The organism is Streptomyces sp. NPDC088785, assembly GCF_044750685.1.
Classification (GTDB): domain Bacteria; phylum Actinomycetota; class Actinomycetes; order Streptomycetales; family Streptomycetaceae; genus Streptomyces.
Genome location: NZ_JBIVKH010000001.1, coordinates 151,987 through 165,624, shown reverse-complemented (window position 1 = coordinate 165,624; position 13,638 = coordinate 151,987). Strand labels below are relative to the sequence as shown.

Sequence of the window (13,638 nt, the reverse complement as noted above, 5' to 3'; positions counted from 1 at the left end):
GTTGAACGCTGGGTGCTGGGTGCTGGGTGCTGGGTGCTGGGTGCTGGGTGCTGGGTGCTGGGCGGGGGGCGCCGGGTACTCAGCGCCCCGGCGGTCACTCGACCACGAGACGAAACGCGAGAACGGTGCCGGCCCCCGCCAGGGGACCGGCACCGTTCTCCTGTTCCAGGCGGAACCTAGATGCCCTGCCACTGCGGCTTGTTGGCGTAGGTGTGCCGGAAGTAGTCCGCGAGCTTCAGCTTGGACGCGGCGGCCTCGTCCACGACGACGGTCGCGTGCGGGTGCAGCTGGAGCGCCGAGGCGGGCACCACCGAGGCGACCGGGCCCTCGACGGTGGCGGCGACCGCGTCGGCCTTGCCCTCACCGGTCGCGAGCAGCACCAGGTGACGGGCCTCCAGGATGGTCCCGATGCCCTGCGTGATGACGTGCCTCGGCACCTGCGCGAGGTCGCCGTCGAAGAACCGCGCGTTGTCCGCGATGGTCTGCTCGGTCAGCGTCTTGATCCGGGTCCGCGACGCGATCGACGAACACGGCTCGTTGAACCCGATGTGCCCGTCGGTCCCGATCCCCAGCAGTTGCAGATCGACACCCCCGGCCTCGGCCAGCGCCTTGTCGTACGCCTCGCAGGCCGCCTGCACGTCGTCGGCGCTGCCGTCGGGCCCGATGAAGGAGCTCTCGCCGAGTCCGAGCGGCTGCACGACCTCGCGCAGCACCGTCGCCCGGTAGGACTCGGGGTGCCCGGTCGGCAGCCCCACGTACTCGTCGAGCTGGGCGATGCGCGCCCGGGACGCGTCGACCTCGCCGCCGCTCACCTTCGCCGTCAGCGCCTGATAGATGGGCAGCGGGGTCGAGCCGGTGGCCACACCGAGCAACGCGTCGGGCTTGCGCCGCAGCAGCTGGGCCATGGCCTCGGCGATCAGCTCGCCACCTGCCTTGGCGTCCGGAACGATCACAACTTCCACGAAGGGCCTGCCGTTCTGGTCAGAGGAGACTGGGAGAACCGGAGTTCATGTGGTATAGACCAATCTAGCAGAGTGGAGCCCCGCTGGTCAGGCCCTCCACGGACCCACTGCCCATGCTCGGCGCTGCGCCGGGGCTCGGCACCTCGAAGAGGTCCGTCCCGCCCGCCCGGGGCCCTCGCCGACCGGCACTACCCGGCAGGTCCCGCCTTCACTTTCGGCCTTTTCGGCCTTTTCGGCCTGGCGGTATTGGGGGAGTCTCGGCGGCACGGGGGTTGGCTGGGTGCTGGGGTCGGCGGGGCACTGAGGGCGGCTGGGTGCTGGGGTCGGCTGGGTGTCCCGGGTTCAGAGGGGGCTCTCTGGGGTCGGCTGGGTATTGGGGGCGGCGGGGCACTGAGGGTGGCTGGGTGCTGGGGTCGGCCGGGTACTGGGGTCGGCTGGGTGTCCCGGGTTCAGCGGGGGCTCTCTGGGGTCAGTGGGGGGCGTCGGGTTCGGCGAGGGCTCATGGGTCCAGCGCCAGGTTCAGCGGGGCCTCACCGGGTCCAGTGGGGCGTCCCACGTAGCCGGGCGGGGTCGGGAGCCGGGGCTCGGCCGAGCGGCGCCTGCCGCGGGCTCAGCCGGGCGGCACCGGCCGCGGGGCTCAGCGGGGCGGCGCCGGTCGCGGGGCTCAGCGGGGCGGCGCCGGTCGCGGGGCCTCAGTCAGGGCGCACCGGGGGCCCGGGAGCCGGGCATGGCGCGGCGGCACCCGTCGCGGGGCTCGACTGGGCGTCACCGGTCGCGGGCGGCCACAGTGGAAGGGTCCGGCCGCGTCGACCCCACCGGAGGTGACCCGCATGACCGCCACATCTGAGCCCGAGCAGGAACGGCCCGGCCGGATCATGGACCGGGAGATCCGCGAGCAGCCCGACGTCCTGCGCCGCCTCCTCGACACCGGAGCCGCGCGCATCCGGGACGTGGCCGGCCAGGTCGCCGCCCGCGCTCCCCGCTTCGTCCTCCTCACGGCCCGCGGCTCGTCGGACAACGCCGCTCTCTACGCCAAATACCTCCTGGAGATCCGTCTCGGCCTGCCCTGCGGTCTCGCCTCCATGTCCACCACGACGGCCTACGGCGCCCGGCCCGATCTGCGCGACGTCCTCGTCATCACGGTCAGCCAGTCCGGCGGCTCACCCGACCTCGTGGCCTCGACGAAGGCGGCCCGCGAGGCCGGTGCGATCACCCTGGCCGTGACCAACAACCCGGACTCCGCGCTCGCCGCCGTCTCCGAGCACCACATCGACGTCATGGCCGGTCCCGAGAAGGCGCTGCCGGCGACGAAGACGTACACCGCGTCCCTGCTGGCGCTCTACCTCTTCGTGGAGGGGCTGCGCGGCGCCGACGGCTCGGCGGAGGCGGCCGTCCTGCCCGACCTCGCCGCCGAGCTGCTCACCCGGCAGGAGGAGGTCCGCACCCTCGCCTCCCGCTACCGCTTCGCCGAGCGCATGGTGATCACCTCGCGTGGCTACGGCTATCCGACGGCCAAGGAAGCGGCCCTCAAGCTGATGGAGACCAGTTACATCCCCGCCCTCTCCTACTCCGGGGCCGATCTCCTGCACGGCCCGCTCGCCATGGTCGACAACATCTCCCCGGTCATCGCCGTGGTCACCGACGGCAGGGGCGGGCTCGCCCTCCAGCCCGTCCTCGACCGGCTGCGCGGCCGCGGCGCCGATCTGATGGTCGTCGGCCCCGAGGCCCAGGTCGCCCAGGCGTCCGCCGGTTTCGTGCTGCCCACCTCCGGGGTGGCGGAGGAGGTGCAGCCGGTCCTGGAGATCCTGCCGCTGCAACTGCTCGCGTACGAGGTGACGATCGCCCGTGGCCAGGACCCGGACGCCCCGCGCGCCCTCGCCAAGGTCACCGAGACCCGATAGCCGGCTCCGGCCCCGTCCGGCCCGACGGTCCCCACCCGAGCCTCCGCCCCCACCCGCACCTCCATACCCACCGACAGCTCAGCCCCCACCCACATCTCAGCCCCCATCAACACCACCGGCCTCCCCCGTCTGTCGTCCGCCTCGGTCATCGGTCGCCTGCCGCGATTCTGTATCGATCGCTCGTGAAATGACCGTAGCGCAGCCCCTGGTCCCTTTTCTAGTGGGCGCTATAGAATTCACCCTCATGGCGACCAAGCAGCGCGGGCGGCCCCGTTCCTTCGACCGGGAGACCGCTCTGGAGAAGGCCGTGCACGCCTTCTGGGAGCACGGCTACGAGGCGACCTCCGTCTCCGACCTGACCCGGGAGATGGGGATCGGAGCCCCGAGCCTCTATGCCGCGTTCGGCGACAAGCGCACCTTGTTCGAGGAGGTCGTGCGGGTCTACGGCACCACGCACGGGGCCGGCCCCGGCCGCGCCCTCGCCGAGGAGCCGACCGCCCGCGGCGCGGTCGAGCGGCTGCTGCGCGAGGCGGCCGGGGCGTTCACCGACCCCGCGCTCCCGCCCGGCTGCCTGCTCGTCCACGCCGCGACGAACTGCACCACCCCCGAGGTGGAGCACGCCCTGCGCGCACGGCGGGAGGCCGGTGTCGGCGCGCTCGCCGACCGGCTGCGCCAGGGCGTGGCCGCGGGGGAGCTGCCCGGGGACACGGACACCACCGCCCTCGCCCGCTGCGTCGCCGCCGTCTTCCAGGGCATGTCCCAGCAGGCCCGCGACGGTGCGAGCCGGACCGAGCTGGAGGCCGTCGCCGCGCTGGCGATGGCCGTCTGGCCCGGGAATTGAACCCAAGCGTTCCGGCACCCGTGGTGAAGGACGTACGTTGGAGTCATCGGGGACGCGCGGACCGCAGACGGGCCGGGCGGGCCCGGGGTGGGCCGCCGGAGAAGTCGTAGGAAGAGACGACAACAATCCTCCGCCGATGCATGGACATCGGAGAATGGTCTAGTCCACAATGCGTACGGAGACTTCCGCCCTCCCCGCACAGGAGGACGGACAGAGGACCCGCCGCTCTCTGCCCTGACTGCGTCGGCTCCTCGATCGGCACCGGGAACCGCACACCCGGAAGCCGATGCACCTGAAGGGCTGCGGTGCCAGGGAAAGGGTTGAGGGTCCCGACCCCCGGCGCCGCGGCCCGTCGGTCTTTCCGGGCCGTTCGGGGCCCCTGCGGTCGGCGGGTACGCTCGCCTGGTGCCCTCCATGAACGATCTCGTACGCCAGCACACCGCCCTCGGTGACTCCGACCTCGAGTGGCTGCACCTGCTGGTCTCGGAGTGGCAGCTGCTCTCCGACCTCTCCTTCGCCGACCTCGTGCTGTGGGTGCCCACCCACGACGGCACCCGGTACGTCTCCGTCGCGCAGATGCGCCCCAACACCGGCCCCACGTCCTATCAGGACGACATGGTCGGCCACCTGGTGCCGCGCGGCCGCCGGCCGATGCTGGACGCCGCGCTCGACGAGGGCCGCATCGTGCGCGAGGGCGATCCCGAGTGGCGCGAGGAGGTCCCGGTCCGGGTCGAGTCCATCCCGGTGCGCCGGGAGGGGCGGGTGCTCGGGGTCATCGCCCGCAACACCAACCTGCTGACGGTGCGCACCCCCTCCCGGCTGGAGCTGACCTATCTCCAGTCGGCGTCCGACCTCGCCCAGATGATCGCTGCCGGATCGTTTCCGTTCCCGGGGCAGCAGGTCGACATGGACGCGTCCCCGCGCGTCGGGGACGGCCTGATCCGGCTCGACGCCGACGGTGTCGTCCAGTACGCCTCGCCCAACGCCCTCTCCGCGTACCACCGGTTGGGCTTCCAGGCCGATCTGGTCGGCCACCACCTCGGCAGCACGACCGCCGAACTCGCCCCGTCCCGCGGCCCGGTGGACGAGGCGCTGGCCAAGGTCGCCAGCGGCTGGGCGCCCCGCGAGTTCGAGATCGAGGGGGAGGAGGGCTCGATCCAGCTGCGGGCGATCCCGCTCAAGCCCAAGGGCACCCGCATCGGCTCGCTGGTCCTCCTGCGCGACGTCACCGAACTGCGCCGCCGCGAACGCGAGTTGATCACCAAGGACGCCACCATCCGGGAGATCCACCACCGGGTGAAGAACAATCTCCAGACGGTCGCCGCGCTGCTGCGCCTCCAGGCCCGGCGCATCGAGTCGGACCGGGGGCGCGAGGCGCTCGAAGAGGCGGTCCGGCGCGTGGGCTCCATCGCGATCGTGCACGAGACGCTGTCCCAGAACCTGGACGAGCGTGTGGAGTTCGACGAGATCGCCGACCGGGTGCTCGCGATGGTCGCGGAGATCTCGCCGGGGCAGGTGACCGGCCGGCGCACCGGCCGGTTCGGCATCCTCGACGCGGAGGTCGCGACGCCGCTGTCCATGGTCCTGACCGAGATCCTCCAGAACGCGCTGGAGCACGGCTACCGCCAGGGCGACACCGGCACCGTCGAGGTCTCGGCGGTGCGCGGCGGCACCAGCAAGGACAGCCGGCTCCTGATCACCGTCCAGGACGACGGCGTCGGCCTGCCCGAGAACTTCGACCCGAAGCGGGCCGGCAACCTGGGTCTCCAGATCGTGCGCACCCTGGTGGAGGGCGAGTTGGGCGGGACGTTCGACATGGTGCCCGCGCCCGAGCGCGGCACCCAGGTCATCCTCGACATCCCGGTCCGCTCGCACAAATAACTCGCACAAAATAACCGGCACGCACCACGGTCGCACACAGCAGAGAGCCCCGGACCGGGATACGGTCCGGGGCTCCATACTCGCGTGCTCGGGTCATGTCCCGGGCTGAGCCTGGGGGAGCATCGGGGGTACTGCGCGCTGCGGCTCGGGGGCGGGAGATGCGTACTCGCTGTACGCGCCGCCGGGCTCAGGCTCGTGAGGGGTGGGGAATCAGGCGGATGCCTGACGGGCCCGGTTGCGAGCGGCGCGGCGCTTCATCGCGCGGCGCTCGTCCTCGCTGAGGCCACCCCAGACGCCGGAGTCCTGGCCGGACTCGAGCGCCCACTGCAGGCACTGCTCCATGACGGGGCAGCGACGGCAGACGGCCTTGGCTTCCTCGATCTGCAGCAGCGCAGGACCGGTGTTGCCGATGGGGAAGAAGAGCTCGGGGTCTTCCTCGCGGCAAACGGCGTTGTGACGCCAGTCCATGGCTGCTACCTCTCCTTGGTATTACGTGCAGGTTGCTTGTGAATGTGAACGCTTTCACGAATCCCTCAACAAGTGAAGGGCCGAACGTCACATACGCGACGGTGGTCCGTTGTTTTGAGGAGGGGATTCGGGCTCTCTGTGGGGCCGATGTTGCGGGCCGTCCCGAGCGCCATGTAGAGATTCGCAAACCTCGGCGGCGGATACAACCCCTTCAGGAAAGTTTTTTTTGATTCCTCGGTGTCGGCTAGGTCACAGCCGTACTTCCATGGGGTGGATCCCAGCCCAAACGTTCGAGATAAAGGACTTTGGGCCCTTCCACTCACACAATCACACGCAGTGCACGGCGTACGCCTGTGAACGCCACGCTCGTCCGCAGCCCCAGGTGGTCGCCGTCCATCTGAAGGGGCAGAGGCACCTTCGAATGCAAGGTGAAGTCCGTGAGGTCGTGAAGCGTGACCGCGTTCTTCCCGTGGGGGCCGCGTTCGGGCGTCGACATCAGCAGCTGGGTGCCGTAGCGGGTCACCGCCGGGGTCGACAGCTTCTTGAGTCCGAGCACGTCAAGGCCGGTGTCGAAGGACGCCTTGGGCGTCGGATAGAGCGGCCGGTTGCCGAGGAACGACCATGGCGAGGTGTTGCTGACTATGGAGACGACGAGATCGGTGACCGGGTCCTCGCCCGGCTGTTCGAGCGTGATGGTGCCGTGTCGCCGGTCCTGTTCGCCGAGGAACTGACGCACCACCTGTCGCACATACAGGGCGTGTGTCGAACGCTTGCCCCGTTCTCGCTGCTGCTCGACCCGGCCGACCACGCCCGCGTCGAAACCGAGGCCCGCGCTGAAGGTGAACCAGCGCGACGGCACGGCTTCGTCCTCCGTGCCGGGCGTGCCCTCGGCGAGCCCCAGGCCCACCGTGCGCCGCCGGCCCTCCCGCAGGGCGTCCAGGAGCTGCCCGGTGGCCTCCACGGGTTCGTTCGGCAGTCCCAGGGCGCGGGCGAAGACGTTCGTGGAGCCGCCGGGCACCACCGCGAGGCCCGGCAGCCGGTCGAGGTCGGGGCCCTCGTGCAGCAGCCCGTTCACCACCTCGTTGACCGTGCCGTCGCCGCCGAGGGCGACGACCAGCTCGATGTCCTTGCTCTCCGCGGCCTGTCGGGCGAGGTCGCGGGCGTGGCCGCGGTACTCGGTGGTGACGGCCTCCAGCTTCATCTCGCTCGCCAAGGCGTGGATCAGCACATCGCGCGTGCGCGCGCTGGTGGTGGTTGCCGCCGGGTTGACCACGAGAAGTGCACGCATGCAAGGCAGGGTACCTAGCGCCCTTGATCGGGCCCAGACCGAGGTGGGAGTCGGGTAAGAACGCCGTCGTGGGCGGGGGCTACTCTGCAAAGGTGACCTCAGAGCAGAATCCCGCCCCCGAGACCTCCGCGGACGAAGGCCCCCGCCCCGGCCGGCTGACCGTCGCCGCCGCCCTGGCCGGACTCGAAGGAGCCGCGCTCGTCGCGGGCGGTGGCTACCTGCTGGTCGCCGGGCTCGCCGGCCATCCCGACAACCCCGAGCAGGCGGTCACCGCCGGTATCACGCTGCTCGTGCTCGCGCTGCTCCCGCTGCTCGCCGCGCGCGGTCTGCTGGCCCGCAAGAGCTGGAGCCGCGGGCCCGCGATCATCACGCAGATCATGGCCCTGCCCGTCGCCTACACGCTGCTCCAGGCCGACAGTGCGGCGATCCCCGGCGGCATCGTCCTCGGCGTCGTCGCCGTCGTGGCCCTGGTGATGCTCGTCCACCGCGACACCACCCGCGCGCTCGGCATCCGCACGCCGGGCAGCACCCGGGAATCCGAGTAGTTCTTTTGCTCCACACAGAGAGGCGCCCGGTGCGGACATCGCACCGGGCGCCTCTCTCTGTGTTCAGAGCAATGCGGAGCGAAACGCGCTCACTCCTCCACGAGGAGCTTCTCCCGCAGTTGTGCGAGCGTTCGCGCGAGGAGACGCGATACGTGCATCTGAGAGATGCCGACCTCCTGGGCGATCTGCGACTGCGTCATGTTCCCGAAGAAACGCAGCAGCAGAATGCGCTTCTCCCGCGGCGGCAGGTCCTCCAGAAGAGGCTTGAGGGATTCGCGGTATTCGACGCCCTCCAGCGCCTCGTCCTCGGCGCCCAGGGTGTCGGCGACGGCCGGCGACTCGTCGTCCGTGTCGGGGACGTCCAGGGACAGCGTGGAGTACGCGTTCGCCGACTCCAGGCCCTCCAGGACCTCCTCCTCGGAGATGGCCAGCTTCTCCGCCAGCTCATGGACCGTGGGGGAGCGGCCGTGCAGCTGGGACAGCTCGGCCGTCGCCGTCGTCAGGGACAGCCGCAGCTCCTGGAGGCGGCGCGGGACGCGCACCGCCCAGCCCTTGTCACGGAAGTGCCGCTTGATCTCGCCGACGACGGTCGGGGTCGCGTACGTGGAGAACTCCACGCCGCGCTCCGGGTCGAAGCGGTCCACCGACTTGATCAGGCCGATCGTCGCGACCTGCGTGAGGTCGTCCAGCGGCTCCCCGCGGTTGCGGAAACGGCGCGCCAGGTGCTCGACCAGCGGCAGATGCATGCGCACGAGCTGATTGCGCAGCTCGGCGTATTCCGAACTGCTGTCCTTCAGGGTGCGCAACTCGATGAACATCGCGCGTGCACCACTGCGGTCCTGCGGATCGCGCCGGCCGTGCTGCTGGCCGTGTCGCTCGTGGTCGCTCATCAATCCCGCCCGTCGCGCGTCCGATCCCCCTGGGCCCCCGCGAACGTCGGCCCCGGTGGTCGGTGCTGCCTGCTGTGGCGCCTTCGTCGCCGGGTCCGCTCGGTCTTCCGGATGTGGCCTGGCCTGCTGTTCGGGAATGGCGGTGGTCAGCCGTCCCGTCCCGCCCGAGCCGCCGGCCGGGAGATCCCGTGTGCCGCGTTTGTCGTCCCGCACCGGACCTTCCCCGTTCATCACGCCGGGCCGGGGCCCGCGCCACGCTTCTTGTAGAGGCTGATCGACACGGTGTTGTCCTCGGCCACCGAGGAGTCGACCTGGCCGGCGAGGGCCGAGAGCACCGTCCAGGCGAAAGTGTCGCGCTCAGGGGCCCGGCCGTCGGTGGTCGGCGCGGAGACCGTCACCTCCAGGGAGTCGTCGACGAGGCGGAACACACAGCTCAGAACGGAACCGGCGACGGCCTGCTGAAGCAGGATCGCGCAGGCCTCGTCGACCGCGATGCGCAGGTCCTCGATCTCGTCCAGAGTGAAGTCCAGACGCGCCGCGAGGCCGGCCGTGGCCGTCCGCAGCACCGACAGGTAGGCACCCGCAGCCGGCAGCCGGACTTCCACGAAGTCCTGATTCCCGGGCTCACCTGCAAACTGGGACACCCTCACCTCCAAGGTGGTACAAGCACTTTCGGGCTCCGGAGGTGTCGTCCCCCGGGTGACACGCCACATATATCTGCGGTGACGCTACCGCGCGCCCGACTTTCCTGTCCCGGGGACCCCCGGCCCATTGCTGTCACTCATAGTAAGCACACGAGTACGGACAGTGGCTAGAGGGTGTGCGGGCCCAATTGGAAAGAGGGGGCGCCGGTTTGACGTACCCAGGTGCCCGCCGATCGAATCCCGATGGCGCCGGGGATCAGACGAGAGCGGTGTCCACGAAGCACCAGCGCCAGCTCTCACCAGGCTCGAAGGTGCGCATCACCGGGTGACCGGTCTCCTTGAAGTGCTCCGTGCCGTGCTTGTAGGGCGAGGAGTCGCAGCAGCCGACATGGCCGCAGACCAGACACAGCCGCAGTTGCACAGGGTGACTGCCGACGGCCAGACACTCCAGGCAGGTGTCGCTCAGAGGAGCCGGCTCGGGGTGCGGCAGCGTGTCGACATGCGAGCACTCGTTCATGATGGCCAGGTTACGACGGGTGGCGTGATCACGTGCGGCGAAAGGCGGGGCATGGACGTATTGCCGCTGGTAGGACTGGTCGCGGTGAGCGCCGCGGTCGCGGGGGCGGCGCGCAGGACACCGGTTCCGGCGCCCCTCCTGCTGGTCGCCGTCGGACTGGCGGCCTCCTACGTGCCGGGGGTCCCCGCCTACGCGCTCGACCCGCACATCGTGCTGCCGCTGATCCTGCCGCCGCTGCTGCACACCGCGGCCCTGGAGAGCTCGTACCTCGACCTGCGGGCCAACATCAGGCCCGTGGCGCTGCTGTCCGTGGGGTACGTCCTGTTCGCCACGGTGGCCGTCGGCTGGCTCGCGTACGAGCTGATCCCCGACCTGCCGCTGACCGCCGCGCTCGTCCTGGGAGCGGTGATCGCACCGCCCGACGCCGTGGCGGCCACGGCCATCGCCCGGCGGGTGGGGCTGCCCGCGCGGATCACCACGATCCTCCAGGGCGAGTCCCTGGTGAACGACGCGACCGCGATCACCGCCTACAAGGTGGCGCTCGCCGCCGCCGTCGGCGAGGGGGCCAGCTGGGCGGGCGGCATCCGGGAGTTCCTGGTGGCGGCCGTCGGCGGTGTGGGCGTGGGGCTGCTGCTCATGGTGCCGCTGCACTGGCTGCGCACGCACCTGAAGGAAGCCGTGTTGCAGAACACGCTCTCCCTGCTCATCCCCTTCGTGGCGTACGCCGCCGCCGAGCAGGTCGGGGCGTCCGGGGTGCTCGCCGTCGTGACCGTCGCGCTCTATCTGGGGCACCGCTCCTGGCAGGTCGACTTCGAGACGCGGCTCCAGGAGGCGGCCGTGTGGAAGGTCGTCGCCTTCATCCTGGAGTCGTCGGTCTTCGCGCTCATCGGCCTGCAACTGCGCGTGGTCCTCGGCGGCCTCGGCGAGTACAGCGTCGCGCAGGCCGTCTGGTACGCGATCGGGGTGTTCCTCCTCGTGGTCGTGGTGCGCTTCGTGTGGTCGTACCCCGCGACCTACCTGCCGTGGTGGCTCTTCCCGCGCGCGCGGGAGCGCGAGGGCGACGTGGACTGGCGCAAACCGCTGATCGTGAGCTGGGCCGGGATGCGCGGCGTGGTGTCGCTGGCCATCGCGTTCTCGATCCCGCTCGTGACGGAGAGCGGGGAGGCGTTCCCCGCGCGCAACCTGGTGCTCTTCCTGACGTTCACGACGGTCATCGGCACCCTGGTCGTACAGGGGCTCTCGCTGCCCCCGCTCATCAAGGCGCTGAAACTGCCCGGGCGGGACGTGCAGGCCGAGACGCTGGTCGAGGCGCAGGCGCAGAACACCGCCTCGACGGCCGCGGAGGAGCGGGTGGACGACCTGATGCGCGACGAGCGCAACCGGCTCCCACAGGCCCTCCAGGACCGTCTGCGCACCGTCCTGGAGCGGCGCCGCAACTCCGTCTGGGAGCGGCTCGGCCATTCCGACCCGGTGACCGGGGAGTCCGCCGACGACACCTACCGGCGGATCGCGCGGGAGGCGATCGCGGCCGAGCGAGAGGTGTTCGTACGGCTGCGCGACGAGCGGCGCATCGACGACGAGATGATGCGGACGCTGCTGCGCAGGCTCGACCTAGAGGAAGCCGCCGCCTACCGGGAGGTCGACGAGTGAAGCGGGCTAGGGCTCGGGCGTGCCGGTGACGACCGCCGCGACCGTCGTGCCCGGGGCGAACGCGCCCCGGCGGGTGAGCGTGACGAGCGCGTGCAGCATCTTGGCGACGTACAGATGCTCCACGGGGAGCCCGTGCCGCTGGCCGAAGTCCTCGGCGAACACCCGCAAGGTGTCGGGCACGCGCGCGTAGCCGCCGCAATGGAAGTCGTCCACCACCTGCCAGTCACCGCGCACACCGCCGAACGCGGCCTCTTGCAGCGCGCGGACCTCGGCGGTCAGGAAGCCGCCCTTGAGGACCGCGACACCGAGGGCGCGCTGGCCGGGGGCGAGGCCGGCGGCCAGGCCCGCCAGGGTGCCGCCGGTGCCGCAGGGGAGCGCGACGACGTCCGCGAGGCCGCGCAGTTCACGGCCCAGGTCCGCGCAGCCCCGGACGGCGAGGGTGTTGCTGCCGCCCTCGGGGACCACATGGGCGTCCCGCGCGTCGGCCGCGCCGAGGAGCGCGGCGAGCGTGTCCGGCTCGGCCTTGCACCGGTATGTCGACCTGTCGACGAAATGCAGTCGCATGCCGTCCGCGGCGCAGCGGGCCAGCGACGGGTTGAGGGGGCGGCCGGCCAGCTCGTCGCCGCGGACGATGCCGGTCGTCCGGACGCCGAGGAGGCGCCCCGCCGCGGCCGTGGCCCGCAGGTGGTTCGAGTAGGCGCCGCCGAACGTGACCAGGGGGCGGCCGGCCGCCGCCGCCAGGTTCGGATCGAGTTTGCGCCACTTGTTGCCGATCAGATCCGGGTGGATCAGGTCGTCGCGCTTGAGGAGGACGCGCACGCCGTGAGCGGTGAAACGGTCGTCGTCGATCTCCGTCAGCGGTGACGGCAGACGGGGACTCGGATCGACCGGGAGCGGGCGGGGCACCCGGCCATTGTCGGACATGTGTCCGGGTGCCTGCCGCCGCGGCTATTTCAGTCGGTCCCGGACACGCCCGCGCAGCCAGGACATGGTGAAGCCCTTCGGGTCGATCTTCCCGGGCTGCCACTCCAGGTGGCCGATGACGGACCGCTCCGTCCAGCCGTGGTGCCGGCAGACGGCCGCGGCCGCCTTCTCGATGGCCGCCAGCTGGGCCGCCGGCCACGGGTCCTCGCCGTCGCCGAGGTTCTCGCACTCGAAACCGTAGAAGCGGCTGTTGCCGTCGGTGTTCGCCTCGTTGTCGTGCGGCAGGGCCTTCTCCGCGATCACCGCGCGCAGCACGTCGTCGTCACCGAGCCCCGCGTGGTTCGCCCGGCCGTAGCCGACCAGGTGGACGTGGCCGTCCTTGGTGATCACGCCGTGGCACAGCGGGCCCGGCAGGTCCGGATGCCCGTCGCGGCAGATCCGGACCGTCGCCGCGCTGCCCCGGGTGACGGTGTGGTGGATCATCACCCCGTTCACCGGGCCCCAGGCACCCTTGTGGTTGCGGTTGTGATGCCGCCAGTCGCCGACTTCGACCACGGTCAGGCCTTCGCCCTTCAGCGCGGCCAGGAAACTGGCCGCCGACATGGGTGGGGACATGGCCGACTCCTTCGCGGGGACGACGGCCGCCTCCCGCGAGCCGTCTCGTACCGCTGCTTGTACCCGCAACAACCGCACGCGGCCTACTCGTTCGTATCGCGTGCGAGCCGATCCGGACAGCGGCACCCCGCTCGGGGCACGCGGTCAGCCGTGCAGGAACCCGTCCCCGTTCGTCGCGATGTGCGCCTCCAGCGCACGCAGCGCCGCCTGCGTGGACTCGGGGGAGCCGGTGCCCGAGCGCTCCGCGTAGTACGCCGCACCCAGCTTCTTCAGCAGATCGCCGCCCGCTCGCTGTGCCTGCACCTCGTCCAGCTTCTGCTTGCCCTGCGTCAGCCCGCGCTGCGCCTGCTCCTTGGCCTTGTCCAGGAAGCCCGCCATGGTGGTCACCTCTTCTGTCGGAGTTCTTTGGGTAGCCGTTCCCCGCACAACGCGCGCCGGGATCTTCGAGTTCCGGAAATCGGCGGTACGGAGCAACGCGGCGTGCGAAAAACACCGCCCATGCCCCGTGTCGG

General features: G+C 71.0%; 14 protein-coding genes. 5 read left to right on the top strand and 9 right to left on the bottom strand.

All coding sequences use genetic code 11. The annotated features are described in order from the left end of the window. Positions 1-176: 176 nt before the first annotated feature. A complete protein-coding gene (gene nagB / locus ACIP5K_RS00755; protein ID WP_401403541.1) occupies positions 177-962 on the bottom strand; it encodes a glucosamine-6-phosphate deaminase in 786 nt (261 codons plus the stop codon). Positions 963-1,792: 830 nt separating this feature from the next. Here nagB and ACIP5K_RS00750 point away from each other — a divergent pair. The 3 genes from ACIP5K_RS00750 (at position 1,793) to ACIP5K_RS00740 (ending at position 5,585) form a co-directional block, all read left to right on the top strand. Beyond that, a complete protein-coding gene (locus ACIP5K_RS00750) occupies positions 1,793-2,863 on the top strand; it encodes an SIS domain-containing protein (RefSeq protein WP_401403539.1) in 1,071 nt (356 codons plus the stop codon). A 244-nt stretch (positions 2,864-3,107) separates the two neighbouring features. Next, positions 3,108-3,704: a TetR/AcrR family transcriptional regulator gene (locus tag ACIP5K_RS00745; RefSeq protein ID WP_401403536.1), complete on the top strand. Its 597-nt coding sequence runs from the start codon at positions 3,108-3,110 to the stop codon at positions 3,702-3,704. 414 nt (positions 3,705-4,118) lie between these two features. Next, entirely contained in the window at positions 4,119-5,585 is a 1,467-nt protein-coding gene (locus tag ACIP5K_RS00740; protein ID WP_401405203.1) for a sensor histidine kinase, read from the top strand. Positions 5,586-5,795: 210 nt separating this feature from the next. On the opposite strand, the gene ACIP5K_RS00735 is transcribed toward ACIP5K_RS00740, so the two are convergent. Beyond that, a complete protein-coding gene (locus tag ACIP5K_RS00735) occupies positions 5,796-6,053 on the bottom strand; it encodes a WhiB family transcriptional regulator (RefSeq protein WP_016639615.1) in 258 nt (85 codons plus the stop codon). A 319-nt stretch (positions 6,054-6,372) separates the two neighbouring features. Then, a complete protein-coding gene (locus tag ACIP5K_RS00730) occupies positions 6,373-7,341 on the bottom strand; it encodes a diacylglycerol/lipid kinase family protein (protein ID WP_401403534.1) in 969 nt (322 codons plus the stop codon). 92 nt (positions 7,342-7,433) lie between these two features. On the opposite strand from ACIP5K_RS00730, the gene ACIP5K_RS00725 reads away from it, so the two are divergent. Beyond that, on the top strand, positions 7,434-7,886 hold the full coding sequence (locus tag ACIP5K_RS00725) for a hypothetical protein (protein WP_401403531.1): 453 nt from the start codon (positions 7,434-7,436) through the stop codon (positions 7,884-7,886). An 89-nt stretch (positions 7,887-7,975) separates the two neighbouring features. Here the strand turns inward: ACIP5K_RS00725 and ACIP5K_RS00720 are convergent, their stop codons facing one another. The 3 genes from ACIP5K_RS00720 to ACIP5K_RS00710 form a co-directional block, all read right to left on the bottom strand. Beyond that, complete coding sequence (locus tag ACIP5K_RS00720) at positions 7,976-9,010, bottom strand: RNA polymerase sigma factor SigF (RefSeq protein WP_401403529.1); 1,035 nt, start codon at positions 9,008-9,010, stop codon at positions 7,976-7,978. Next, positions 9,007-9,420: an anti-sigma regulatory factor gene (locus ACIP5K_RS00715; protein WP_207827272.1), complete on the bottom strand. Its 414-nt coding sequence runs from the start codon at positions 9,418-9,420 to the stop codon at positions 9,007-9,009. Before ACIP5K_RS00715 ends, ACIP5K_RS00720 begins: the two co-directional genes overlap by 4 nt. 256 nt (positions 9,421-9,676) lie before the next feature. After that, positions 9,677-9,937 (bottom strand): UBP-type zinc finger domain-containing protein, encoded by a 261-nt coding sequence (locus ACIP5K_RS00710; protein ID WP_401403526.1) that lies wholly within the window; start codon positions 9,935-9,937, stop codon positions 9,677-9,679. Between the two features lie 51 nt (positions 9,938-9,988). Between ACIP5K_RS00710 and ACIP5K_RS00705 the strand changes: the two genes are divergently transcribed. Then, positions 9,989-11,587, top strand: a complete 1,599-nt coding sequence (locus ACIP5K_RS00705) for a Na+/H+ antiporter (RefSeq protein ID WP_401403524.1) — start codon at positions 9,989-9,991, stop codon at positions 11,585-11,587. Between the two features lie 6 nt (positions 11,588-11,593). Here the strand turns inward: ACIP5K_RS00705 and ACIP5K_RS00700 are convergent, their stop codons facing one another. The 3 genes from ACIP5K_RS00700 to ACIP5K_RS00690 all read right to left on the bottom strand — a co-directional run bounded on the left by ACIP5K_RS00700 (position 11,594) and on the right by ACIP5K_RS00690 (position 13,504). Next, positions 11,594-12,511 carry a 1-aminocyclopropane-1-carboxylate deaminase/D-cysteine desulfhydrase gene (locus ACIP5K_RS00700; protein WP_401403521.1) on the bottom strand — a complete coding sequence of 306 codons (918 nt, stop codon included), beginning with the start codon at positions 12,509-12,511 and terminating at the stop codon, positions 11,594-11,596. A 24-nt stretch (positions 12,512-12,535) separates the two neighbouring features. Beyond that, positions 12,536-13,126, bottom strand: a complete 591-nt coding sequence (locus ACIP5K_RS00695) for an N-acetylmuramoyl-L-alanine amidase (protein ID WP_401403518.1) — start codon at positions 13,124-13,126, stop codon at positions 12,536-12,538. Between the two features lie 144 nt (positions 13,127-13,270). Continuing rightward, a complete protein-coding gene (locus ACIP5K_RS00690; protein ID WP_401403515.1) occupies positions 13,271-13,504 on the bottom strand; it encodes a hypothetical protein in 234 nt (77 codons plus the stop codon). Between the last annotated feature and the right edge of the window lie 134 nt (positions 13,505-13,638).

Coding starts and splice junctions, on each gene's coding strand:
- ACIP5K_RS00750 (WP_401403539.1), top strand. CDS start 1,793: ATGACCGCCACATCTGAGCCCGAGCAGGAACGGCCCGGCCGGATCATG.
- ACIP5K_RS00745 (WP_401403536.1), top strand. CDS start 3,108: ATGGCGACCAAGCAGCGCGGGCGGCCCCGTTCCTTCGACCGGGAGACC.
- ACIP5K_RS00740 (WP_401405203.1), top strand. CDS start 4,119: ATGAACGATCTCGTACGCCAGCACACCGCCCTCGGTGACTCCGACCTC.
- ACIP5K_RS00735 (WP_016639615.1), bottom strand. CDS start 6,053: ATGGACTGGCGTCACAACGCCGTTTGCCGCGAGGAAGACCCCGAGCTC.
- ACIP5K_RS00730 (WP_401403534.1), bottom strand. CDS start 7,341: ATGCGTGCACTTCTCGTGGTCAACCCGGCGGCAACCACCACCAGCGCG.
- ACIP5K_RS00710 (WP_401403526.1), bottom strand. CDS start 9,937: ATGAACGAGTGCTCGCATGTCGACACGCTGCCGCACCCCGAGCCGGCT.
- ACIP5K_RS00705 (WP_401403524.1), top strand. CDS start 9,989: ATGGACGTATTGCCGCTGGTAGGACTGGTCGCGGTGAGCGCCGCGGTC.
- ACIP5K_RS00700 (WP_401403521.1), bottom strand. CDS start 12,511: ATGTCCGACAATGGCCGGGTGCCCCGCCCGCTCCCGGTCGATCCGAGT.
- ACIP5K_RS00695 (WP_401403518.1), bottom strand. CDS start 13,126: ATGTCCCCACCCATGTCGGCGGCCAGTTTCCTGGCCGCGCTGAAGGGC.
- ACIP5K_RS00690 (WP_401403515.1), bottom strand. CDS start 13,504: ATGGCGGGCTTCCTGGACAAGGCCAAGGAGCAGGCGCAGCGCGGGCTG.